At 59.1% G+C, this 23,888-nt stretch carries 27 protein-coding genes; all 27 read right to left on the reverse strand.

All coding sequences use genetic code 11. The features are described 5' to 3' along the window. Nucleotides 1-218: 218 nt before the first annotated feature. Nucleotides 219-563 (reverse strand): hypothetical protein, encoded by a 345-nt coding sequence (locus G7Y31_RS06590; RefSeq protein ID WP_165006304.1) that lies wholly within the window; start codon nucleotides 561-563, stop codon nucleotides 219-221. Between the two features lies 1 nt (nucleotide 564). Next, on the reverse strand, nucleotides 565-969 hold the full coding sequence (locus G7Y31_RS06595; RefSeq protein ID WP_165006307.1) for a hypothetical protein: 405 nt from the start codon (nucleotides 967-969) through the stop codon (nucleotides 565-567). Between the two features lie 28 nt (nucleotides 970-997). Continuing rightward, nucleotides 998-1,255 (reverse strand): holin, encoded by a 258-nt coding sequence (locus G7Y31_RS06600; protein WP_165006310.1) that lies wholly within the window; start codon nucleotides 1,253-1,255, stop codon nucleotides 998-1,000. 3 nt (nucleotides 1,256-1,258) lie between these two features. Further along, nucleotides 1,259-1,993 (reverse strand): peptidoglycan recognition protein family protein, encoded by a 735-nt coding sequence (locus G7Y31_RS06605; protein WP_165006314.1) that lies wholly within the window; start codon nucleotides 1,991-1,993, stop codon nucleotides 1,259-1,261. Nucleotides 1,994-2,102: 109 nt separating this feature from the next. Beyond that, a complete protein-coding gene (locus tag G7Y31_RS06610) occupies nucleotides 2,103-2,879 on the reverse strand; it encodes a hypothetical protein (protein WP_165006317.1) in 777 nt (258 codons plus the stop codon). Between the two features lie 39 nt (nucleotides 2,880-2,918). Continuing rightward, complete coding sequence (locus tag G7Y31_RS06615; RefSeq protein ID WP_165006320.1) at nucleotides 2,919-4,895, reverse strand: hypothetical protein; 1,977 nt, start codon at nucleotides 4,893-4,895, stop codon at nucleotides 2,919-2,921. After that, nucleotides 4,895-6,508 (reverse strand): hypothetical protein, encoded by a 1,614-nt coding sequence (locus G7Y31_RS06620; protein WP_165006324.1) that lies wholly within the window; start codon nucleotides 6,506-6,508, stop codon nucleotides 4,895-4,897. The genes G7Y31_RS06615 and G7Y31_RS06620 overlap by 1 nt, the downstream gene beginning before the upstream one ends. Nucleotides 6,509-6,513: 5 nt before the next feature. After that, on the reverse strand, nucleotides 6,514-7,392 hold the full coding sequence (locus G7Y31_RS06625; protein ID WP_165006327.1) for a hypothetical protein: 879 nt from the start codon (nucleotides 7,390-7,392) through the stop codon (nucleotides 6,514-6,516). Next, entirely contained in the window at nucleotides 7,383-8,120 is a 738-nt protein-coding gene (locus tag G7Y31_RS06630; RefSeq protein ID WP_165006330.1) for a hypothetical protein, read from the reverse strand. Before G7Y31_RS06630 ends, G7Y31_RS06625 begins: the two co-directional genes overlap by 10 nt. A gap of 40 nt (nucleotides 8,121-8,160) precedes the next feature. After that, nucleotides 8,161-13,578, reverse strand: a complete 5,418-nt coding sequence (locus G7Y31_RS06635; RefSeq protein WP_165006333.1) for a tape measure protein — start codon at nucleotides 13,576-13,578, stop codon at nucleotides 8,161-8,163. Nucleotides 13,579-13,605: 27 nt separating this feature from the next. Further along, the gene (locus tag G7Y31_RS06640) at nucleotides 13,606-13,968 is read right to left on the reverse strand and encodes a hypothetical protein (protein ID WP_196823538.1); all 363 of its coding nucleotides are present in this window, start codon (nucleotides 13,966-13,968) and stop codon (nucleotides 13,606-13,608) included. 35 nt (nucleotides 13,969-14,003) lie between these two features. Beyond that, nucleotides 14,004-14,276, reverse strand: a complete 273-nt coding sequence (locus tag G7Y31_RS06645) for a hypothetical protein (protein ID WP_165006339.1) — start codon at nucleotides 14,274-14,276, stop codon at nucleotides 14,004-14,006. A gap of 115 nt (nucleotides 14,277-14,391) precedes the next feature. Beyond that, the gene (locus tag G7Y31_RS06650; RefSeq protein ID WP_165006343.1) at nucleotides 14,392-14,991 is read right to left on the reverse strand and encodes a phage tail tube protein; all 600 of its coding nucleotides are present in this window, start codon (nucleotides 14,989-14,991) and stop codon (nucleotides 14,392-14,394) included. Between the two features lie 46 nt (nucleotides 14,992-15,037). Continuing rightward, nucleotides 15,038-15,421, reverse strand: a complete 384-nt coding sequence (locus G7Y31_RS06655; protein ID WP_165006346.1) for a hypothetical protein — start codon at nucleotides 15,419-15,421, stop codon at nucleotides 15,038-15,040. After that, a complete protein-coding gene (locus tag G7Y31_RS06660; protein WP_165006349.1) occupies nucleotides 15,418-15,654 on the reverse strand; it encodes a hypothetical protein in 237 nt (78 codons plus the stop codon). The genes G7Y31_RS06655 and G7Y31_RS06660 overlap by 4 nt, the downstream gene beginning before the upstream one ends. Next, a complete protein-coding gene (locus tag G7Y31_RS06665) occupies nucleotides 15,651-15,824 on the reverse strand; it encodes a hypothetical protein (RefSeq protein ID WP_165006353.1) in 174 nt (57 codons plus the stop codon). The genes G7Y31_RS06660 and G7Y31_RS06665 overlap by 4 nt, the downstream gene beginning before the upstream one ends. 2 nt (nucleotides 15,825-15,826) lie before the next feature. Beyond that, nucleotides 15,827-16,168 (reverse strand): hypothetical protein, encoded by a 342-nt coding sequence (locus tag G7Y31_RS06670; RefSeq protein WP_165006355.1) that lies wholly within the window; start codon nucleotides 16,166-16,168, stop codon nucleotides 15,827-15,829. 23 nt (nucleotides 16,169-16,191) lie between these two features. Next, a complete protein-coding gene (locus G7Y31_RS06675; RefSeq protein ID WP_165006358.1) occupies nucleotides 16,192-16,563 on the reverse strand; it encodes a hypothetical protein in 372 nt (123 codons plus the stop codon). Next, a complete protein-coding gene (locus G7Y31_RS06680) occupies nucleotides 16,541-16,732 on the reverse strand; it encodes a hypothetical protein (protein ID WP_165006360.1) in 192 nt (63 codons plus the stop codon). The genes G7Y31_RS06675 and G7Y31_RS06680 overlap by 23 nt, the downstream gene beginning before the upstream one ends. A gap of 17 nt (nucleotides 16,733-16,749) precedes the next feature. Further along, a complete protein-coding gene (locus G7Y31_RS06685) occupies nucleotides 16,750-17,766 on the reverse strand; it encodes a major capsid protein (RefSeq protein WP_165006365.1) in 1,017 nt (338 codons plus the stop codon). A 3-nt stretch (nucleotides 17,767-17,769) separates the two neighbouring features. Then, a complete protein-coding gene (locus G7Y31_RS06690) occupies nucleotides 17,770-18,153 on the reverse strand; it encodes a hypothetical protein (RefSeq protein WP_165006368.1) in 384 nt (127 codons plus the stop codon). 52 nt (nucleotides 18,154-18,205) lie between these two features. Beyond that, on the reverse strand, nucleotides 18,206-18,742 hold the full coding sequence (locus G7Y31_RS06695; RefSeq protein WP_165006370.1) for a hypothetical protein: 537 nt from the start codon (nucleotides 18,740-18,742) through the stop codon (nucleotides 18,206-18,208). A gap of 153 nt (nucleotides 18,743-18,895) precedes the next feature. Further along, nucleotides 18,896-19,138, reverse strand: coding sequence for a hypothetical protein (locus tag G7Y31_RS06700; protein ID WP_165006372.1), 243 nt, complete (start codon nucleotides 19,136-19,138; stop codon nucleotides 18,896-18,898). Next, nucleotides 19,128-20,267 (reverse strand): VG15 protein, encoded by a 1,140-nt coding sequence (locus tag G7Y31_RS11925; protein ID WP_244977357.1) that lies wholly within the window; start codon nucleotides 20,265-20,267, stop codon nucleotides 19,128-19,130. The genes G7Y31_RS06700 and G7Y31_RS11925 overlap by 11 nt, the downstream gene beginning before the upstream one ends. Nucleotides 20,268-20,291: 24 nt before the next feature. After that, nucleotides 20,292-21,713, reverse strand: a complete 1,422-nt coding sequence (locus G7Y31_RS06710) for a phage portal protein (protein WP_165006374.1) — start codon at nucleotides 21,711-21,713, stop codon at nucleotides 20,292-20,294. Further along, nucleotides 21,710-23,479 carry a terminase gene (locus G7Y31_RS06715; RefSeq protein WP_165006377.1) on the reverse strand — a complete coding sequence of 590 codons (1,770 nt, stop codon included), beginning with the start codon at nucleotides 23,477-23,479 and terminating at the stop codon, nucleotides 21,710-21,712. Before G7Y31_RS06715 ends, G7Y31_RS06710 begins: the two co-directional genes overlap by 4 nt. Further along, nucleotides 23,457-23,870: a phage terminase small subunit gene (locus G7Y31_RS06720; protein WP_165006379.1), complete on the reverse strand. Its 414-nt coding sequence runs from the start codon at nucleotides 23,868-23,870 to the stop codon at nucleotides 23,457-23,459. The genes G7Y31_RS06715 and G7Y31_RS06720 overlap by 23 nt, the downstream gene beginning before the upstream one ends. Nucleotides 23,871-23,888 lie beyond the last annotated feature (18 nt).

The following is a 23,888-nucleotide window of genomic DNA, read 5'->3' on the forward strand; positions in this document are numbered from 1 at the left end:
CCTTCATTCGATTGCGTTCCACGCTCCCACCACACCCATCAAACACAAAAAAGGCCCCCGCCCTACCACTGGAATAGTGGTAAGACGGGGGCTATTGAGATACCGCACACATCTGCGGGCGCAGCCAGGGCATTAAGGTGGGGGCTTAATCTCACACTATCCCTCGTTTTCGCGGGTGGGGTGTGAGATTACGCGGCACCTAATCTCACAATCGGGGCCTAAATATCCCCTGCGATTTCCTCCGGGGGTGGGGTGTGCTCCGGGGCGGTAGGGTCACGCAGGTGCAGGGCGCGGATGTGCTGGATAGCTAGCCAGTAGCGGGTTTTAACTTCCTCAATCTTGTTCTTGAGCTGGTCAATTTCGCGTTCCAGGCGACTGATTTTTTCGTCCTGCGCCCGGGATGTCTCCCGCATTTCCTCGGTAAAGGCTTTCCAGTCCGGCCCACTGGACTCGATCCGCTTGGTGTCCTGCTGTGCTTTGCCTGCGGCCTTTTGGCCCCATAGGGTGCCGCCGGTGGTGATGAGTGCGACGATGACGGCGGTAATGATCTGTGCCGTGGTCACGCTATTCCCCCTCGTCGTTGTTGCGGCCTAGGACTTGCACCCGCTCCCTACTGTAGGCGTAGAGCGCCAACAGGGACACTGCTAGGTAGTTTAGGGCGCTGACCCACCCGCGTGCAGTGTCCCCCGCCAGGGTGCCCAGGAGGTAGGACGCCGCCCATGCCAGGTGTAGGCCTACGGCCATGCCCACGGCCGCCGGTAGCCAAGCCCCCACCCGCGTAGCGACGAGGCAGAATAACCCGGCAGCGACCCACACCGCACCCCACACCGCAGGTGTTGCCCACCCCTCTAGCCAGTGTGCTGGGGGGCGGCCTTGGGATAGTAGGGGTGGCAGGTAGGACAGGCCGCGGGCGATGGTCAGCCATGCCAGGATGGTTAGGCCTGCTTCGTCGGATTTGAACCACCTCATTAGGCGGCGGGCCATGCTGCGCATGAGGTTATTCATCGTATCCCGCCCGGTGACGTCCCCCACTGGTGGGGGTGGTGTCGATGAGGGAGGCGGTGCCCGGCTGGCCTGCCCCCACCGATGCCAGCGAGGTGAGTATGGAGATGATGGTCGCGGTGCTGGCGATACCTATCGCGCTGTGCCAGTCAAGATCCCACACCGGCACCCCTACAGTGAGCACGGCCAGGAGGGATTGGGCGAAGGTTTTTAGGGCGCGTTCAGCCAGGTCACGCAAAAAGTGGGTGCTCATGATTTATTTCGCCCCCTTGGGGTCTTTGAAGCCGTCCAATTCGAGCTTGGCACCAATGGCGGCCACAGCATCGACTAGTGTGCGCCCGCCCAGTTGGTCCCAGCCGGGGTATTGGCCCAGGTTCGGGGAGCCGGTGAGTTGGGCCTTGGTGTCTTTGACGTAGCGTTCCATGATGGAATCCTCCTTCAGTGTTGGTGCAGGCGTGCCTGCTGGTTTGGTCCTTTGGTCGTACCAGTACTGTGCCCGGCGCATGTAGGTGTCGTGATACTTCCCGCCAGGGCGCAGGTGGTAGGGGCACGAGGTAATCCCGCCGGACTCGATATTGTGGAAGCGAACATTTTTGCCCGATACGGGGCGGCCCAGCTTGTAGAAGCGGCAGATCGCCGCGACCAGGTGGGCGCCTTCTTCCAATGTGGCGGGGCTGATTGGCCAATCCTCCGCCGCTCCGGCGCTATTGGAGTGCTCGATGCTAATCGAGCGGGCATTGGAATAGGCGTTGGCGTTAGACCATGCGGTGTCACGGTCCCAGACGGCTTGCCCGATACGGCCACGTGGGTCGATGGTGTAGTGGGCGGATGCCTCGCGGTCTTGCCAGACCCGCCAGCATTCGAGTAGGCCACCTACCATAGCCATGTGGTGGATGGTGACGAACTCTACCTGAGCGCCGCCGCGTCCCGGGGTGAAGTGCCGATTGAGTAGCCGGACCTCATCGGGCTCTAGGGTCAGCCAGTTTTTCATGGGTGTACCTCCTTGTTTGTGTGTGGAATATGAGTTAACCCCTGGCCGGGGTGTGGTCAGGGGTTGAAAGTGGGGCAACGCTGCGCAACGCGCCCCGCGCAAAGGGACGCTAGGCCTGCTTCCAGCCCGCCGGGTAGACGTCCGGGGCGTACACGTTAGCCGGGATAACGGATTCATACACCCCGTCTTTGTATGACACTCGCGCCCCTTTGGGGTAGGCGTCGTGTGCGCCGGTGGGCTGCTTGAACGGGGCCGGTTCGTCGCCTGCGTCTAGCTCGCCCTCCTCGCCGGGGTCTTCGGTGTCATCTTGCGCGGGGGTCTCATCGGCTGCTACCTCATCCGGGGCCGCCGGTTCCCCATCACCCTCATCGGTTGCTGTCTCCGAGCTATCCTCACCGCCGCCGCCCTGGCCCTCGCCGCTGGGGTCTTCCCAATCCTCATCCTCCCAATCCTCAGCAGCGTCATCATCTTCTACCACCGCACCATGCCCGGGGCCGCCGGGTGGGGTGATGTCCTCCCAAATCCGGCCGTCAAAATTCAGTGTGCCCGGCTCCCAGGAATTGAGCCCCTTGTGTGTAGAGCGCACCACCCTACCCTTGTAGGCCACAATGTCGCCCTCACGGTACATGGCAGAATGATCCGTCCCCGGGTTCGTCCACTGCGGCACATCCTCCACATCGTCCGGGACTTGCCCCATATCGGTCAGGGCATCCGGCAACGGCAATTTACCCGCGTCCTGCAAATCCTTGACCACTTGCGCCTGGGCCTCCTCCACCGCCTGGAGTGTGGCCCGGCGTTGCTTCTCGGTGGTGCTCATCCACACCATCAAATCCAAGAACTCGTCATCACCCAAGGCCTGGATAAGTTTCTTTGTATTCTCCATCATGCGCCTCCTTAAGCAGCGATATAAGTAGAGTTAGGGCGGTCATCCGATTTTTCGCATGACACCATAAAGTTTCGTGGGGCTTGTAGACGTGCCAGCAAATTGCAGATACTGCCCCTGCGCCACCTTGACCATGCCGCTCGCAGTGGTGGAATCAGTCGAAACCGCGACTATCGATGGGCTACTACCGGCAGAGCCACGCCTGATCGCCAAATTGGTGACCCGCGCCTCGGCATGCAAAGCCATCTCGTACACCCCCGGCGGGATCGTTACCTTCATCCCGTCTACCGCGCCAGGAGACGACACAGCCCCACCAGAGACAATCTCAGTTTTCCCACTGCCGCTAAATGTCCCCGTCCACACGATCAGTGACTCGTTCACGACGTTGACAATCTCTTGCTGATATCTCGCGATAGAATCCTGTAGGCCCTGGATGTTTTGCATCATGCTCTGCTGAATCGCATTTGTGTATTCCGTAGACAGCCGATAGTAGGTACTCGCCGATTGGGATGCTGCACTTCGGACTTCCTCCACCGTTTGGGTGAGGTCTCCACGCGCCCGCTGGACGGCTTCCATAGCTAGCCGGTGGTGGTTTTGCGTTGATTGCGACATGTCCGTGCGGGCGGCCATCACTTCAGCATCCACATACCCCTTACGGGCCAGGTGGTTCGCACTGGTGGGGTTGGTGCGGGAATGGATAAAACCATCGACACCGGTTTGCACAATCTGAGCAGGGCCCACCTGACTATCAGCATAGGGCTGGGCCACCACATCACCAGAGCCCAAACCCTTAGGTATCGGCACCAGGGTGATGTCACTAAACGACAGGATCGCCCCGGTCTCTTCACCCTGCGCGTGGTTGGTGTAGATGGTGCGGATTGTGCCCTGCGTCGTGTTTGGGGCCAGCCTTATGCGGCCACTAATCCTAGTCCACACGGTAGGCACAGTGTAACGAGTCAGCAGGTAGGTTTGCCCGGTGCCCGCGTCCCCATAATCGTAGGAGGCCACAGCCTGCGCGTTGTTGCCGTCGCGCAATTCCATGTATAGCACGCTATTCGGCTTATCCGCCTTGACCTGGAAACTGATCCAGTAGTCCAGGGAGGGGTCGATGGTGAAAAACGCTTGTGGGGGCGTGAAATTACGGGTACCCGGGTTGGTGGTGTAGATTCTGCCCACCCGTGGATCGGTGCCAGCCTCGATTGTGTTGTGGCGTGCCCATAGTTGGCCTTGTCCGTCTTCTGGGATGATGGACACCCCGGGGGTGTAGTGGTCCGTAATATCGGCGCGGGTGTGGGTGTGTGCTGCTGTGGCACCTGGTTCGCCCCGCTCGCCTTTAGGCCCGGTAAGTGCCGGGGACAGGGCGCCGTTTACGCGTAGCCGGTCGCCCTCCCACGTGGTGGAGGTAGCAATCTGCTCACTACGCTGGCGCGCTGTCTCTGCCCGGGTTGCGGCCGCCGTTGCGGTAGTAGCCGAGTTGCGGGCCGCCGTGGCCTGCGTGGTGGCTGTCGCCGCCGCCGTGGTAGCCTCCTGCGCCTTCGTGGTGGCCGCCGTCGCCTGATTAGTCGCCGTGGTCGCCTGCGTGCGAGCCGTAGCAGCATGATTACCCGCTGTAGTAGCCGCTGTTTCGGCACGATTACGGGCCGCCTCCGCCGCTGTTTTCGCGGCCAGGGCTTCACGAACCGAACCCACAGCATCAGCAGCCAACTTCTCAATCGCCCCGGCGGTGGCATCATCAGCCACCAACCCAGCCTCGACCACATCAGCCAAAGACTGCTGTGCTCCCGTCCCCACCACGATAGGGATTGATTCCACCGGACGGCCCGCCTCCACCAGCACCATAACCGCCGGGCCTGCCAGCACCTCAAAACGCACCACGCTACCCGTGACCTCCACACGGTCCTGCGATGTCACCACCACACCCCGGCCATGAGTACGCACCCTAGGAGCACGCACCCACACCTCAGACACCCGCGCCGCCCGCGTAGTCACCAAAGACAAATCACCAGACACAACCGGCATTATCCAACCTCCTCAATCCACGTCGCTTTAGACGTGCACCCATGCACACGCCGCTGCGACTCATACAATGCGCTACTCTTGACCTGAAAAAATACTTGCTCACCAGCAGGAATATCCTTACCGGAACACGTCACACTCATCGCGATACGCCCATTACCCCACGGCCCCAACGGCCCAAAACTATAAGACTCATAACTAGCCAGCGTCTTACCGCCAGAGGTAATAATCCGCACCGCATAACCCGAGCCACGATCCGCCGCCGACCACAACACACGCCAATACCCAGCAAACATACGGCCGGGTTTTCGCACCGTAACCGTGTGCGCGCTAATCGTCTCCCACTGGCCTTTAGCCGGGCCATGCCCACCGGACTCTTTACTAGAATCCAGCTGCACAATCGGAGACGCCGCCCACGTGACACGCACCATTTCATTCGGCTTAATCTGCAGCCTGGTCTTATCCGCAATACCCGGGGTGAAAAACTGTGCCAGCGGGGTAAGCGTCTTGCGAGCATCCCCACCCTCGTTAAAATCGTAGGTAAACCACTCCTGCAACTGCATAGAATTAGCAGTCGGTACCAGGCATTCCCACAACTCCGCACTAGCCTGCGTGACAGGATAATCCGGGTGCGATGACCCAAAACGCGACGCCATGACAGTGTTCACCTGGCCCTGAGTAGACTTCACTAAATCCTGCTGCACGCTCTTAATCTGGCCAATGACTTCTTCCTGCGCGGCATCAATCAGGGCCTGATGACGCTCAAACTCCGCCCGCCCCTCATTAATAAGATTCTGCTTCTCCTGAAACTCCTGCGTAATCCGATTAAATTCACCCTGGTCACTCCACAACCGCCGATGCAAGTCACCGGAATAGGTATCAAAATCAGCCTGCGACACCAGACTACTAATCCGGGTAGCGACATCACGCCGGTCACGCTCCACAACAGCAGAAACCGCCTCCACCTTGGCATCAACCCCCGCCACCTCTTGGCGTGCTGTGGACGCAGTAGACTGCGCAGCACTAGCCACAGCATGAGCCTGGGCAACATCCTTGGCCCGCTCCCTACGCTCCTGGGCAATATCGCGCTCCAACTGCTTATTGGCCCGCTCCAAAGCATCAGAGTCCTGCAACAATTGGCCACCAACATGAACAGACCAATCCACCACCGCCCCAACCCTGACAACATCCTCAATCCGAGTCACAGGCACCTCAAGCACCTTGCCCCAAATCATCACCGGCACCACGTCATCAACATCAAAATCAACACGCGGCACCAACACCCCAAGATGTTCACGGGTTAGGTCGCGTTCAAAAAAGGCATCCCCATCAGTACGCGCGGCGGCAGCATCCAAGGTCGCTTCCACATCAGAAAACCCCGCCAGGTCCCCATCAGCGGCGGTAATACTGACATCCTGGCGCACAAACCTGCGCCCCATACGCCCCGGCTCAGCCTTAAGCCTTGCCGCGTAACCAAACTCGCGGTCATCGGCAAGCTTCGGGCGCTGCTCCTCCGGCACACTCTCCGGCCAACTGACTTGCCAACGCCCATAAGCAAACGCCCCCAGGCTGCGCAAAATGGTTAACTCGCCACCATCAGCAATAATCGGATGCATGGTTTCTAGGCCTCCTTAATCTCGCGTACGCGCACTACAAGCACAGGATGAGCAAAAAACTTGCCCACATAGGTCGCGGGGTCGCGGCGGGTGCGGGTATAAATCGACCCATCGCCCGGCCACCACAAGGACACACCAATACCCAACCCCGCCGCCCGACACGTCTCAGCCACCGTATCCAACACAGGGTCATCATTCACCCTCACCAAAGCCTGAGGGGACTTATCCGCCCGGGTGGCAAAATCCACCACCGCATGCGGGTTATCCGCCCACCCATACAAGGCGTTTACGGCATCAAATGAGTCCTGGATGATGTTTTGGACCACCCTGCGGGCCCGCCCGGTCACGGTGTACCCATCCGCCCGGGTAGCAAACGGTAACTGTGCTAATTGGCGCGGCGTCTTATAGGCCACCCCGCCGGCGTCGGTGGTCCACTCATCAAACCGGGCACTAGCCCACTCTACGGGCACCGACGGGCACGGCCACCAGCTTAGCGAATCCACTAGTCCCACACCGTGGACTACCAGGGTGGCCGGGCCTGTGCTTCCCGATGCCACCGTGTGGGTTACCGTGGCCACCTGCCTAGGTTTTCCAGCACGAGCCAGCATGATAAGGCGGGTAGGGCCAGCAGCCGGGACCAGGCGGCCAGCAGCATCCTGCACACCCAAGCCCGCCCCAACCAAATCATTGACCACCCGATCCCCCGGGGTGACAGCCAAAGTCACGGCCACAGATTCAGCTTCCAGGCGGGCCTGCGGAAAACTAACATCCACAACCCCACCCAACTCATACAGGGGCAAACCAAACTCATCCAATATGCCCAACCATTGGCCCTCATCAGCGACTACCTGGTCAATGTGCTTGCGCCACTGTCTCAAATCCACGGGTCAAACACTCCAATCGTGTATTCCAGGCGCGCCCCGGAGGGGAGTCGGTAGGTGCGGGTCTGGTCAACAGGTACGCACTCACCAACCATGTCAACTACCACCGGAGCACCGTCGCCACTAGTGGGCAGGGCCCGGCCACCCGCCAGGCGGTCGAGGGGTAGCCGGTACTCCTGTGTTACGGCAGGCAGCCGGAACTGCACCCCAGACGGGAGAGTTACAGCCCCACCGGCCCCATTCCACACAACCACAGGCCATATGGGAACATCACCCGGATTCGTCACAGTAACCACCGGGCCAGGTGCAGAAACAAAAGACTCCCACACCCCACCATCAGCCACCAACCCCACCACCAACCGAGTGCCCAAATCCGGCACCACAGACGGCGCCGGCAAGGGGGCACGCAAGCGAACCTTAAGGTGATAAGCACCCTGCCCACAATCCAACACCAATTCGCCCGCCCGGCGGGTAGAAAAATCACGCCGCAACTGCGCCCACTGCGCGCGATTAAACACCACAGCGGCAAATTCACCCTCAATGCTGCGGATTACCCGGTCGCGAAAATCCACCCGCGCCCCGGGCACGCCCACAGTCTCTACGGGGTTATCTTCGAACGTGCCCACAAACCCGGTTAAAGAATCCTGCTCAATAAACGGTTCCTTATACCGGCCAGTGAACAATTCATAACTCGCCCCGCCGGGGGAAATGTAGGTCAGGGTGCATGGCATCCTGAAACCACCTCCATTCTTATTGTCCAATCCACCAGGCCTATCCCCTCACCTGCGCGGCAACCGTCGCACCGGCCGCCGGGGGATTCTCCAAACGGTCCACACGACCACCAAGGTGCTTAATAAGCCCCATAACCTGCTCGCGGGTAAACGACTCACCCACCAACGTCACAGCCGTGGACTTACCCGCCAAGTTCTTGAGCTCTGCAGCGGTATCCGCCTGCGACTTCGCCAACTCAGCCAATGCAGCACGCACCCCACCATCATCCGGATTGGTGCGCCAATACTCCGCCAAAGACAGGTGCGAGGCCTTTTCAGCTTCCAGGCCGCTAATCATCGTCTTGAGTGGATCCAGCTTTTCGCGGTGCTCCAACTCAGCCATGTTGCGCTCCAACTTGGCACGCAGATTATCCTGTTCAGCCTTAAGATCGACCAGGTGATTCTCGAACTCGATCTTGCCCAAGGCACGTTCTGCGTCGCCTAGCGCACTGTTTTTGATTAGCGTCGCAATCTTGTCGCCGGTGCCCCAAAAGGCCATGCCCCGCGCGCTAGACAATAGGCCCTCAATTTCGCGTTTCGCGGCGCGGCCGTCCTCACCAAACTCCGGGCGGGCTTCCAGCTCTGCGAGTTCAGCATCAATTTGGCTGATACGGCGGCGTGTCTGTCGCTTAAGGTTGGCGTTAAAAAGGTTGCGGATATCACTGAGCTCTGCCTGCGCTTGGGCCTTTTCGGCCACCAAATCCGCATAGCGCTTCTTCACAGTCGCCTCGATGTTATCCAAACCGAACGTCTGCCCAGACGCGATAGCCAACTTCTTCGCCGCATTCTCCAGATTCGCAGTAACATCCCGCAAATCCAACGCCGCCACAGTCGCCTTATACAACGATTCCAGATTGGCAGCTTGGGCCTGCTTTTCCAGCAGCTGCAGATTAACCTGCTCCGCACGCCACGCCTCGAACAGCTCATGGGACTTATCCGACCACTGCGCCATGGCATCCAGGGCATCCTGGTTCGCCCCAATCATGCCCCACCTAAACCGGTCAAACGCCAAAGACAGGTCATCGTAAGCCAAGGCCGCCAGGCGCATATCCGCCTTACGCTGCGCCTCAAACGCCGCTTGCGCCTGCGCCGCCTTAACCACGCCCTCCAATTGGGCATTAACCCCATCCCAGTGGGCAATACGAACCTCACGGAACGCAGCGGCCAGCTCAATTTGAGCCATAGCCTGGTCCAGGGACAACCCCACAACATCATTGCGCAGCTTCGCGACAACCTCAGCAAGCTTGCCCATGGACCCATAGGCCTCGCTAATGCCCTGCCAGGCGGTAGCAACACCCTTGAGGACATCTTGAATCTTGCCGTTAATCCACCCAATGATCTTCTTAGGAATCTCAATGGCCAGCTTCACGACTTCCAGCATCATCGCAATCTGTGCCTGGCCAGTAGCCATAGCCGCCATCTTCACCGCACCATGAGCCTTAGCCAAATCAGCCTCAGCGGCAGCCACGTCATCAGGGGAGCCCTCCGCACGCGCCTTAGCAAGGTTGCGTTCTGCCTGCTTGACAGCATCAGCGGCATCAACCTGCCCCACAGCGGCATCCTGCAGCCCATCCCAAGCATCAACCACACCGCCAAAGGTAGAGGCGATGCCATTAATGCCGAAGATTTGGCCCACGGAATCAGCCAACTTCAGCCCCTCACCAGCAGTCATATTCTGCAGGTAGGCACGAATCGACGCCCCGGCGGAAATGTCGCGGTACTGGGCCCCGGCAAACCCGGCCGCATTGACTAGGCGCTTAGCAATCGTATCGCCCACAATCTCCGCCGTGGAACCATAGCCCCAATCACCACCACGCCACGCGATAACAAATTCCTCCATGGCACCAGCCAGGCGCGGGGTCATAGCAACAAACCGGTCAAAAGCACGGGTTAGGCCAGGCGGTAGCACCCGTTCCGGGGCACCCTTGTTAATGGCAATACCATTGGTCGGCAAAATACCGCCAGTGTCAAAAATGCCGGCAGAGTACTTCAGCAGGGCATTATTGCGCCGGTTGCGCTTATCCCACTCATCGGCCAGGGACTGGGCAGTCCCCCAATCAATTTTCTCATTCTCAAACCGCTTGCCATCTTCACTACCAGACGCGCTAATCCCGTCGGTGCTGGTGGAGTCAATGTCATCAATGTTCTTTCCAGACCCACCCAATGGGATGTGGAAGATATCCGAGTACTGGGAGTGTCGAGCACCAGCAGCAGGCCCACCAATTTGGCCATTACCGCGCCCGCCACCCATCTCCACATTGATACCCTTACCAGCAGCATCAAAGATAGTGCCGGAGGTGTGCCCGCCCCACGGGCCACCATTGAAGAAACCAACCTCGAAGGCGTTCTTGCCGCCAGACCGGCCACGGGAAAAACCAGCTGCACCCAACTGGGAAGCCTCGTTCATCGTGGCCATGTAGCGGCCACCAGCCAACGGATCAAGCCCACCGGCCAACTCCGCCAACATACCCATCGAGGAAGAACAATCACCCCAATTATGGCCACCAAAAACATACGGGGCACCCTCCAAGGGGCGGGCCGCCTGGAAACCATGCACAGACTTACCCCGGGCAAAGTCAAGCAACTGCTGAGCTGTTACCCGCTTGTTCTTGCCCCCAACCTGGCCACCCTCAGCAAACCCAGGCAACCCCAGATCGCCCTGGGCACCGGTAAGCCTGCCACCGTTGATAGCCTCCAACAACGGCAAGAACCGGCGTGTCATGGCCCGATTGACCACAAACTCCCCCGGCTCTACCCGGGCAATCGGCTGGCCAACCTCCACACTGTACGCCAGCAGCGGATCGCGGGCGGTACGCGACACACCAGGCACATACGGCAGCAGGCCACCGGAGGCAAACCCAGCCACGCCACCATCATGATGGCCACCCACATAGCCGATACGCTGCGACGAAGCCGCATCCGCACCACTGAAGAAGTTACGGATCGACGCGGTCTTTTCACTAAACCACGATTCCACCGACGCCCACATGGATTTAAGCCCATCAAGCAGGCCACTGATGATGTTGCGGCCAGCGTCCACGAGCCACTGGCCAGCGTTAGCGAAAACGCTCTTGACCTTATCCGGCAAGGCCCGCATTTCAGCCATGAACTCAACAATCATGGCCACGGCCTTAGCCAGCATGTCGTTCTTCCACTGGATAATCGTGGCAACCGTGCGGGCTGCCATGACAACGATTTGTTCAATGGCATCACGGACAAAGTCAGCGATTTTTGCCTTGACCTGAGCCCACAATTCCGCCACCGGGGCAAGGACTTCGTCCTTCCACTCCACAAACCGCTGGAAGGTGCGGGACGCAAACCCCATAATCAACTCGATGGCACGGCCAACACCCTCACCGATGTGGCCCTTAATCGTCTCCCACGTGGCGGCCACGATATCCCCAATCGACCCCCAATCACCGGTAAAGACGGCCTTGAGGATTTGGAAACCACCAGCGACTAGGTCCTTGAGGATTTCCATGCCGGTAGTAAACGGGACCTTGATCAGTTCCCACATGGTAGTGAAATGGTCCACCACCTGATCCTTAAGCAGGGTAACAACCAGGACCACGTCGTCCTTGAACGCGACGAACCCATCCCTGATGGCGAACAGTTTTGCCACCACGTCGGAATCTTCATCAATCCCGAATGCCTGGCCAAACTCGAAGGTGTAGTCACGGTCAAACAGCAGGGCCTTAATGCCTGTAAATGCGTTGGTTATCCATTCGATGCCGGCCTGGAATTTGCTGGTGACGAAATCCCACCCGGCGGCCAGGGACTGGGTAAACGATGCCCACATCGCTTGCCCGGTCTCGGTTTGGGTAAAGAACCACGTCAAAACACCCACCACGGCGGTAATGCCCAACACCCACGGGTTGAAGAAGCCAAGGACGGTTTTCAACACCCCGCCAACGGTCTTAACCACCGTGAGGAACCCGCCAACAGCTCGGCCGGCAGTCCCCAACCCCTGGGCCATGCCAACAACGGCCTTACCCAGGGCAAAAATAATCGGATTGGCAGACGTGGCCGTGGTGGCAATGTTGACCAGGCCGCCAGCAAGGCCAGCGCCCTTAAAAGCACCAGCCGCAAACTCTACCGCCCCGCCCATATTCTTCAGCGTGGCAGTCGCCGTGCCCACCGGCCCGGCAATAGCACCCACAGCCTTAAACCCTAAGAATGCGGTCACAATCGCCTGCACCGCACCGGGATTCTGCTCAGCAAACGCGGCAACCTGCTCTACCAACGGCACAAGCACCGACTCCACCAACGGCGCAAGCGCATTCAGCACGGAAGAAAACGCCGTCCACGTCGCCACAGAAATCGACTGCCCCACAGTCAACAAAGACCCCGCCAACGACTCCACCGTCGGCCACAGGCGCTCCACAGTATCCTTCACCGTGGCGAACACCTCACCCAGGTGCTCCCACACACCAGGGTCAACCACAAACTCAGCAAACCGAACAGCCAAATCACCGACCTTAGCCACCGCTTCCCCCATAGCAGGGGCCAGGCGCTCCTTAATCAGTGATGCGACGTTCTCCAGGGCGGGGGTGAGCAGTTCCCCAATACGACTAGCCGCCGGGCCGATAGCATCGGTCATTGCGTCAAACACGCTAATAGTCGAGCTAATCAGCGCCGGGGCCGCAGCAAACACCGGGCCTGTGAGCGCAGCACCAAAACGCCCCAACGACGCCCCAACGTTTTGCAAAGCACCCTGGACAGTCTGGCCCATACGCTCAGCACCGCCACCGACATAGTCATTCATTGCGGCAGCAAAGGTCTCAAAGTCAATCTTGCCCTTGGAGACCATCTCAGAAACCTCGTCCGAGGTATGCCCGGTCTTCTTCGCCAGGATGTCATAAATCGGTAATTGGCGCTCAAGCATCTGGGCTAGGGTCTCGCCGTCGAGCTTGCCCTTGGCTGCGACCTTGCCCCAAATAAGGCCCATCTCACCCATGCCAACCTCGGCAATCGATGCGGAGTCAGCAACACCCTTCAGCACAGATTCCAACTGCTCGCCGGGCTTAATGCCAGACGCCACCATCGTGGCGGCCGTGCCAGCGGCCTCGCCAAGACCAAAGGCAGTACCCTTAACCGATGCCAGGGCGTTATTCATGATGGACTTGACCTGAGTGCCGGAGTTGCCCAACGCGTCTAGCTTCGCAGAGGCCTGGTCAATCGCGTTAAGGCGGCCCATGCCCTTAGCCAGGGCCCCGGCAAACACACCACCGGCAGCAACCCCAGCCCCGGCCATGCCCGCCTTCATCGTCTTAGACACAATGCCAGTAAACCGGGAAGAAAAACCCTTCCCCACCTTATCGCCTAAAGGTGCAATACCTCGCAGCTCGGAGGCAACCTTATTGTTGAACCCCTTCATGGAGGGGGCGATTTCCACCCAGGCGTTAGCAACAACAGTCATCTTCGATAGCCTCCCAGCCAAAACTCGTTAGGCCGGGATACCCTCCCAGCCCATCATCTTATGAATCTCACGCCTTGCGATGTTCACGCCCCTAATCTGGCCTGAACCATGCTCATCCAACGGGTTACCCGAGCCCACAGACTCACCAGCCCCCGCATCATCACCGGCACCATCAGGGCGCGGTACCGGCTCTGGGCGGGACCCCTGGCCACCACCCAATTGCCACGAGATCCACATCAAAACGTCGGTCACATTCGCCAAGGCGTAATCGGTAGGTGTCCACTGGCCCAACCCATGAGCCACAGCCACCACATCATCCCAATCCACCCGGTCAGTGCCGTCACCAATCCAACGCAGCCGAATACCCACCTCAACCAGGCGGGCATCCAAGCGACGCCGAAAATCGGGGTTAGTGTCGTAGAAGTCTACGACTGCACAGATTCCCCCGCGTTACCCTCCTCCTGCCAGGCCTGCACCATCTCCAACACAGCCACGGCCGGCAACTCATCCAGCACGGCCATCGTGTCCTCATCGACAACCATTTCAAGCATGGTAAACACCTGGTCTACCTCTTCAAGCTTGCGGATCTTGCGCATCACACCAAACGGCAAGGACTTAATGGCGGGCAGTTCAACATCCTTGCCCTCAATGGTGTAGGTGAACACGGGGGCAGTATTGGGCTTAGTCTTCGTAGCCATAATCGTCGTAGGCCTTTCTACTCAAGAAAATTGTTCAAAACGTGGGGAGACAATGTGAAAAGGGGGTGCCCCGTAGCGTCTCCCAAACTCCACGGGGCCACCCCATCACCAGGGGTTATCCCTGCGAACCGGTGTCAACCTTGATCGCCGAATCCTCAACAATCGTCACAACATTCTCACCATCAACCGGGAACGCCTCAACAGTGAGATCCAGGCGCACCACACTGGACTTGACGAACTGCACATCACCCAGAGCGGAGACCTGTGCGTCCGGCACGAACAGCAGCAGCTTCTTGCCGTCGCCGCCGTTGATACGGAACACCATAGACCGGTGCGGGCGCTCAGCGGCATTATCCACCAGGCGAATCTTGCCGTTTGCAACTTCGACGTTGCCATCACCCAGGGCAAACTTGAGCATGTCCGGGTTCAAGAACTCCAACCCCACCAGCTTCAAGGTGACGCTGTAGTCCGTCTGCAGCTGCACAACGGTCTCCAGATTCCAGCTCTTGACCTTCTCCGTGGAAATATCCACGGTCTTGGTGACACCATCCTCAGACAGGTAGCCGCCCGGCTTGAGCTTCAGGGCCTCCATCTTGTCGGCAAAAGTCTTAGGGAACTGGTCCTTCGCAGTTGCTGCGATACCAAGCTCAAACGCGCCGGCAGCAACATCCGGCGCACCCATCACAATGTTCTGACGCTTACGCTTATCAGCCATAACTCTTCACGGTCCTTTCAAAACCATCATGGAACAACCAACCCCGCTACCCTGCGGAGGTTGGCGAAAACAGCAACGTGCCTGACAATTGCCAGCGCACACAATCCGGCACATCCGGATCCGGGAACGGGTGCGGGCCCTGGGATACCTCCCACCCAAACACACGCTCCCCCATCTCAAACCACCTATGGGCCAAGGCGCCGTGGATGAGCCCACTGGTCTCAATCGCCCACTCTTCCCCTGCGGCATCATCCGGGGCGTAGACCTGGATAATGACCAAAGCTTGGTCCGCCACAGGGGTGATTTCGCGGGGCGGGCCCTGGTCCACGCGGACAAACCTCTCCGGGCGGACCCGTGGCACATGGTGAGTTACCGGAACATGGACCAACCCGTCTAGCCCGGCCTGCACAATCTCGATTGCGGTAATCATCCACCCACCGCCTTCAACAAGGTGTTGTTACGCCCGTTATCCACCCTGGCCTTAAAGTTGTCGGTGTAGACAATGCCCTGCGGCCGGTCACCAATCCGCTTAACAGACGAACCGTAATTGATGCCAGCACGCGCCTGAACAGCCTCAGTATGCCGCGTGACCTCATCCCGCACCCCGTCAGACAGCAGCAGTGAACCAACCGCCTGCCGGTTAATCACAACACGAACACTCATCGCAGCTCCGCACTGAGCCACCGGCCAGCAGCAAACGCCGCCAAACCCACCTTCTGCCCATCAAGAACTACCAAACACCCGTCAAGGATTTGCAGACCCGCCCCCGCAGGGAACTCGATACCGCGCACCTTATCCGGGGCCGCGAGGTCCTGGATTGATACTTCAACCACTTCTAGCCCTCCACTTTCTTCGCTTCGTAGACCAGCACCCCGGGCGCCCACCCATGGAACCCATGGTTATAGTCACGCCCGTGGCCTTGGATAGCCCACCGGCTACCATCCGGCAGAACAAACACCCCAGCAGGGTCGACGTCCACACCAACAGGCACATACACCGTGAGCAGGTCAATGATGCGCTGCAGGGAATCACCTTGCGACTCCTCCGACGCGCTCACATACCACTGCACCACCGGGATCACGGTTTCAACCTCACCGGCAGGCTTGAGGTCACCGAATCGGTTCTTGACCATCTTCCCGGGAGTTACCAGGGTTAGCTGAGTTTGTGGTTTAAACACTCACACCATCTCCTACCAGGGGTTTAGCTCATGGTCATGGAGTACACCCCGCGCATGCGACGCCGCCGAAACGGTGCGAGCATCGTCTTATCCGACGCGGTAAGCCACGGCGCACCACCAGAGGCCCCCTGCGAGTAGGAGACCTGCTGTTGGAACGGCCCGGCGGTGTACTGGGTAGACGTGGCAGCAAAAGACTGCTCCGGGGCTTCCAGCACACGCGCAACCATCCGAGCAGTCACCAAGCGCACCGGGTCAGGCACCGGGTTAGGCGCATGCCCTAGATAAGCCTCCACCAGGGCAGAAGCCTCCTCCAGCAGGGCCGCCGCCCGGTCTTCATCAACATCCTCATCGTCAATGAGACGGTCAAGAACATCAGTCAGACTTGCCAGCAGCACGCCGCCCACCCCGCTTAGCAGGCTTTACCGCCTCCGTCTCCCCACCCTCAAGCAGGTCAGGATCTACGGTCACACCGGCGGGGACCTCATCACCGGCGCGCAGCCACACCACGGAAGTCGAATCCCGCGCCAGCACAACACCAGCAACATCAGATCGAATCTTCGACACGGAAAAGGCACCTCCCTTTAGGCCACGGTCAGCGTGGCAACCAGGTTCGGATTCGCCAACACCGGCAGGCCAATAGCCGCAGCCTTAACCCACACACCCATCGGGTCCTCCTCCCTGTACGCACCAGCAACAATGCCCGGGCGGTCATCCACAGTAAGCCCATAATTCGGGGCCATTGCTTCCAGAGTAGTGCCCCAGAACGTAGAGCCCAGCTCCTCAGCATGGTCGGCAGACGGCAGCAGCAGCACCATGTTGTCCGGGATAACCGCCTGCAGGCCTGCCTGCGTACGCACCTTACGGTCATAGGCAAACAGGCCCGGCAGACCAAAGGAATCCAGCAGGCTATCCACATAGTTACGGTTCACCATCGTGGGGGTGTTACCGGATGCGGTCTTGCGAATCTCCTCGCTACGAAGCAGCGCGGCCACGGTCTTGCGGGACACCAGAAGGGTACCCGGCTCTACTCCGTTGACAGCGATGTACTTTTCTACCGCGTCCTGAATATCAGTCAGCGGGGTGGCCCCCGACTCAGTCCACTTCTTCGCCACGTTAATGGTCAGGTCCTCATGGCGGCCAAAGTCAGCCGTAGAATAGAACCCGTTTTCAAAGATGGAGGCCCCACCCTCGGCCAGGACCTTGCCGCGCGCAAGCTCCATGCGGTCAGCAACCGCCTGGCCTACGCGGATAGCGACCTTGCCGATGGAATTGCGCACCAGGTCGGAATCTTCCCGGTGGCGCATGCGCAGCTGGTCGTACTCGGACACGCGGATCTTCTGCCCCAATGCCGGCAGGTCTACGGTCACGTGCTTGCCGCCGGGGGTTGCACCCAGCGGGGTTTCCGCATCGTAGGAGCGGTACTCCGCCACCGGCACCAGGCCGCTTTCCGTTGTCGTCAGGCGCACCGCAATATCATCGACAGTGCGATTAGGCAGGAACGTTGCCAGGCTCACACGCGTGCGCTCACGTTCTTCAATGCCCACCCGTGCGGCCATGGTCAGCTCAACTGGGGAGACAATATCAGTCCACAGATTCATGGTTTAGTCCTCCTTCTTCTCGCCTACCAGCACAAACAGCGGGTTCGGGGTAGTCAGCTTCGTCACATCGAACCCGCCCTTGGGCAAATGCTCAACCCGAATCCGCCCATGGTCCAGCATCGGAGCCACCACATCACCAGCGCCTTCCTTAAAGGACTGGGAGGTCAGCAAAAACCCGGCCAGAGTATCGCCAGCGTCGGTAACCGGCTCCCACCGGGATCCTTCCTTCTTCAGCGCGATGCCAGAGGGGATAACCCCATCCTTAGCAAAAGCCGTCAGCTTCTCACCGTTTAGGGTGACAGTCTGGGCGGCATCAACACCGTGGGCAGAACCAAGCCAGCGCTGATCCTCACTTCCCCACTGCTGCATTGCAACGTTAAGCTGCATAATTTTTCCCTCCTTAAAAAGGGGCTAGACAAATAATTGACAATGACTTTCCCTAGTGCTGTTCGGTTAGCTTCTTCGCCCACTGGCGCGCAGCTTCCACCGAACCGGAGGCACTGCCGCGCCCCTGCGCGGGGGCTTCCGCACCGCCCACCTTGACCCTACGGCCAGCCAAGGCCTGCGCCTGGGCTTCCATAGCCTCGGTATCACCATGCAGGAACAATTCCGCATCCTCCGCACTTAGCCCATGCTTAGCCGCAATCGTCATCCGATTAAGCTCCGCACGCAGCACCGCGTTGTCCTTTTCGGACGCAGCCAACTGCTCAGTAAGCCGCTCAGCTTCCGACTTGTCGGCATCCTCGATTTCCTTAAGCCGGTCCGCAGCCTTCTTATTGGCCTTGGCCTTAGCTTCCCACTCACGGGAATGCTTCTTCATGGCCTCGTACTTAGCCTTGTAGTCCACCTCATCACCGGCACCCTCCTCTTGGGTATCACCAGCAGAATCAGCAGGGGCATCGGTAGGCTCCGGTGCCGTTGCGGCACCACCATCTACACCTTCAACGAAACGCAACCACGGGTGTGAAACAAACATTCTAGGGGTTCTCCTTTTCCAGGGCAAAAAATTTCAGCCCAATTCCGGGCATGACAAAACCCCACCAGACCCAACAAAAGGCCCAATGGGGTTCTAGTGCGCCGCCGGGACTCGAACCCGGCCACCAACCAAACATGGCGGCGCTATCAGTCCTCAACGATCCTCGAGTGCTACCAATGCTTCAAGAATCTCGATTACAGGCCCACCGTCATAATTGGACCGAATCAGACGGAGAGCCTCAACAGGTAGTCCGCCCGCAACAAAAGCAGCATCCATCAGCGCTGTGATAGCGCATTCGGGCTCTCCGGCCTCGAAATTCGCCTGAGCACCCCATCGCTCAACTCCTGGAGGCAGCATTGCATCCAAACGACGGTAGACTTCTTCATCAGTCAACATGCTTATCCGCCCCTTTCTCAAGCTCACATGGATAGGCAGTACCAAAAATCACCCTACCACCTGGAATGACGTTATATTCTACTTTAACGATAGTTCCCTCAATCTCCCGCCAGACAGTCCGCCTAGTTTTACCAGATTTAAAGTACTCTGGGTTTTCCAGGGTCTCCACCACAGCGTCCGCAATCTTCTGATTGGACCATGACTTGGGAAACTTCGACGCTTTAGCTCGCTGTGAGTCCCAGGTATGCCCCATGCGGGAATCCTCGGAATGCTTAACCCACATCCCGCCTTTCAATGGGGTATCTCGCCACCCATACAGCACGTGCGCTACGGCCCTGTTCAAATCCTTGGGCAGTGGCTCGCCAGGAAACACCTTAGATGTGCCATCACCGGCGTACTCAGGCACGTTTACCCGCTCAAGCGGCGGCCAGGGCGGCCCACCAACCTCACCACGCAGCTTAATATACTTTTTAAACTCCGCCCGGTTCCTCGCCCCTGACTTTGCCCACGCTGCCTCCAAATCCCGATTTATACGCGGCAGGTCAGACCCATCACGCTTGCACTCGATGACCAAGCACCGGCAATGGTCATGAAACGACGTCCCGGCATCAGCAGCCCCGGCGGTGTGCCTTGACGCATACACCGCCCCACGAGACGCCAACATCAAACAAAAAGCGCACGCCCCTGGCTCCGGCACACGGGCAAACGCCCGCCCATCACGCCGCGCATTCACCACCACCGTTTCATGCGCCGGGGCACCCACAAGACGCACCAGCACACCATCAAGCTTGCGACGCGCCACCGCAGCATCAAACACCCCACCCTCACGCGAAGTATTCACCGCCCAATCAAATGACGACACCGCCTGTTCAAAGCCCACCGGGTCCGCACGGTCAGGAAACCCCAACCCAGCCAACGACTCATCCAACGAGCGCTCAAGAATCAAATAGTCCACAGCCGCCGACGCAGCAACCTCACCATAGTCCCGCGTGATGTCAGCAAACACCGCCCGCAACTGCTCTAGCGTAACCCGACCCTGTTCCTTAGCCGCCCACCAAGTAGCAAAATCCTGCTGAGCCCGCAGCCGCAACAACTCCAACGCCAACGCGTACTCATCCCGCGCACTCACCCAACCACCACCCTTCACACAGGCCTACACCCCGGAGGAATCACCCCCGGGAACAAACTCATCATCAGCTGAATCCATCGCCGTTACGGGCTGCTGCTGGCCTGCAGCAAGGGCCGCCACCCGCTCCCGAGCCTGCTGATGGGCCAACTCACGCCGCATAATCACCTTCTGCGCCTCCGTAAAATTCAGCATGTCCCACACCACTTCACTGTGCTCAGGCATAATCTTGGCCGCCACAGCCTTAACCATGGCATCCATCGTCGCCGCCAACGTAGGCGTAGACGCCTCACGCCACACACTCGACACCCCAGCCATCACCTCAGGCGACGGCGGGGCACCGTCCAAAATCGACAAGCACACATACGCCAAATCATTAACCAACGCCTTACCAAAAGACACCTGCCGCATCTCCGCACGCTTAACCAGCCGCGACTCCGCAGCACGAATAGCATCCGCAGACGCCGGATTATCCGACGTAAACCCCAAATACGCGGCCGGAACACCAGACTGGGCAGACACCAACTGCGCCAACATCCGCAACTCATCAATATAAGGCGCAGGCGAGGCAGCACTAAACTGGCCAGCCGCAGGATTAGCCTCCCCATCATCCGGATCACCTGGTGGAATGATAAGCGCCTTATTCATCGCCACCTTCCACCCAAGCTCCAGAATCTCCTGCGCATCGGGGTTCTCACTAGCACCCAACTGCTCCGGGGTGACATTCGTCAGATAGCGCTGTGGTGTGGTGTAGAACTCGCGGTTGTATTCCATGCCCAAAATGGTGCGCACCCCATGATCCGTGTAATAGCGAATCGCCGGGGTAATCTCCGACCGGCCTCGCGCAGACCCACTACGTGCCCGATTCGGCAACGCAACCAGCCCACACCGGCCACGATTATGCACCACCCGAGACACCACCGCCTCACCATCCAAGGTGATCGTCTCATCCGGCAAATACAATGTTCGGTACTGCTTACCAGACTCATCAGCGCTAACCACCAGACCGGCAGCCATCCGATTGCGCCGCTCATCCCACACGTACGTCGCCTGAGTTGCCGGCACTGCGTCGACAATGATCTGCTGCTCACCAGCAGCCACATCACCCTGCGAGACCGCCAAGAACCCCACACCAGTAACCAGGGCATCCAAGATTGCCTTAGAGACCTCAACGTCAAGTTGATTCTGGGCAAACACCACGTGCAGGGCATCAATATCCCCACCAGAGCGCCACCCACCCCACTCGATTCGCTCAGCCAAGGCGTCCACCACGATTTCCGGCCACCCCACCACCGATTCCACATTCACCAGGGACTCCGGCACCGCAATGCCCATATTCTTCACCCCGGCCTTGCCGTTGTAGTAGCGCCAACGCAAATCATTCTTCGCCCGGTACCGCGCCAACTGCACACCCAACTGGCCAGCCAAATCCTTAGCATCAACCGTCATGCCATAATCACCTTCCTGCGCTTACGAGCCTTACCCCCTACGCGCACCTTGCCCGAGTTCAACGCTTCGCGCCGCCCAACATTGGCCGCAATCATCGCCACACCCAAATCGACGAGCTGCGTAGAATCACGCGTCTTCTTACCCACCGTCAAACCGAACTTATTCCAGCGAGTACGCATGTTATTAACATGAGCCACCAAGGCCGGGTCACCATCATGACGAAATGGCCCATCCAGGCCCTCATCATCAATCAAAGCTCGCACAATCTCCACCTCCTGCGAAAACTTGCGGTTGCGGTCAGCACCGCCCGGGGTAGACAACCGCATATCCCACAACACCGCGTTACCATTACGGCCCGGCGTTGCCCATACACGCAGCGACTTCCTGAAATCCCGATGCCAAGAATCAATCATCGGACGCCAATACGATGCCTCCGTCGAATCATCCTTCGCCGGGGACGGGTCCACACCAAACCACACAACACGATAAGTGTCCATGACCTCACGCACCCGCGCATCCACCTCGGCACGGTCCACTAGGAAACCCTCGCCACGCTTGCCGCGGGGGCGCTGCCACACCCCCAACGTCTGGTTGAAGCCGTCACTAATCCGGCACCCCATCAGGGCAGTGGCATCCTCCGACTTCGAGCAGTCAAGGAATAGGGCAATTTGGTCTCCCTCCTGGAACACCCTCGCCGGGTCCGCCAAAGCAGCAAACGCCTGGGCAGCCACATAAGCATCCTCCTGCTCAGCAATGCCATTCAAATAGAACCGGATAGCCTGCGCAGCCGATAACTCAGGGTCTACAATCTCCGCAGACAAACGCTCAATATCCGCCCACGGCGCATCCGAATACGCCTGACGCAAAGCCAATTCACGCTGCTGCTCATCATAAAAATCAAGGCGCGGATCGTACTCAATCGAATCGTAGAGAATATCCTGCTTCAGGTGCGCATACTTGCCTGACACCTGCTGTTGCCACGCAATGAACGACTTTTCACCCACGGACTCACCACCCTGGGCATGCGCGTTCGTAAACTCCACAATCCGGGCCTGCAATGCACGCTTCGACTTGCCCACATTACGGCGCCCAACCTCAGCCAGACGCTTACCACCGGACGCCTCGGTCATATGGTGAGTCTCGTTGAGCACAACAAACGTTGCCGGGTTACCCTCCGCCGAGCGCTCCGAGGCCGTCAGCACCTCCATGCGGGCCGCCCCGCCCTTGACGTAGGTCGCGGTCTGGCCCTTATCCAACTGGTAGTAGTCCACAGCCTCGGACCCCAACTGCGAATTAGCCACTCGCAGCAACGCCTTAGACTGGGCCTCCGAGTTAGAGGCAATCTGCACCAACGGCAACTGATGCCGCTTACCCGTCCAACGTTCACCATCCCACCACAACTGAGACGGGCCCAAAAGCTCGATATTGCACATCGCCGCAGCTAGGGGGTCCTTCCCGGTTCCTTTTGACCCCCTACGTATTCCACGGCGGTAAATAAACCGACCATCCTCATTAAACGCATACCACAGAATCAGAAATCGGGCCTGCCCATCAGTAAACTGCCACGGCTGCCCATCATCGTTAAGCAAACCCGGCTCATCAGTACGCCACTCCGCCCAATCAATCAACAACGGGCCAAGCGAATTCTCCAACAAAGCCAGCTTCTGCCCCTGGTCCTGCGGCCACGGCAACGTCATCCACTGCCCCAACTCGCCACGCTGATACCCCGGCGGCAACAACAAATTAGAGCCTTGCGAACCGTTCATTAGCTTCAATCACTACCCCATCCTGATCATCCGACACCGGGGAGGCACCCCCAATTTCCCACTGCAACCGCTTAAGCGCCATAGGCGAAAGCCCCAAACGATCCTCCATTTGTCGAACCTCAGACAACAACGCACCATTAGGCTCACCCGCCAGCAGCAAATCCTGCGCCGTGTTACGAGCCAACAAGTACATACCCACCTGCGTTTCAAACTTCAGTTGCTCCCACATCACCGCCTGAGGCAACCTCCACAAGGCCACCCACCCACGCGGGGCGCGCCCCGGCAACGGCCACGCCGGCGTCTTACCTGTCCGCCCCTGCGGCGGCAACGCCACCCAATCAGGGCGGGCATTCTTCCGCCTTGCATTCGGATTCGGTGGTGGTCCAGGCATACATTGTCACCTCCAACA

The organism is Corynebacterium lizhenjunii, from assembly GCF_011038655.2.
GTDB classification, from domain to species: domain Bacteria; phylum Actinomycetota; class Actinomycetes; order Mycobacteriales; family Mycobacteriaceae; genus Corynebacterium; species Corynebacterium lizhenjunii.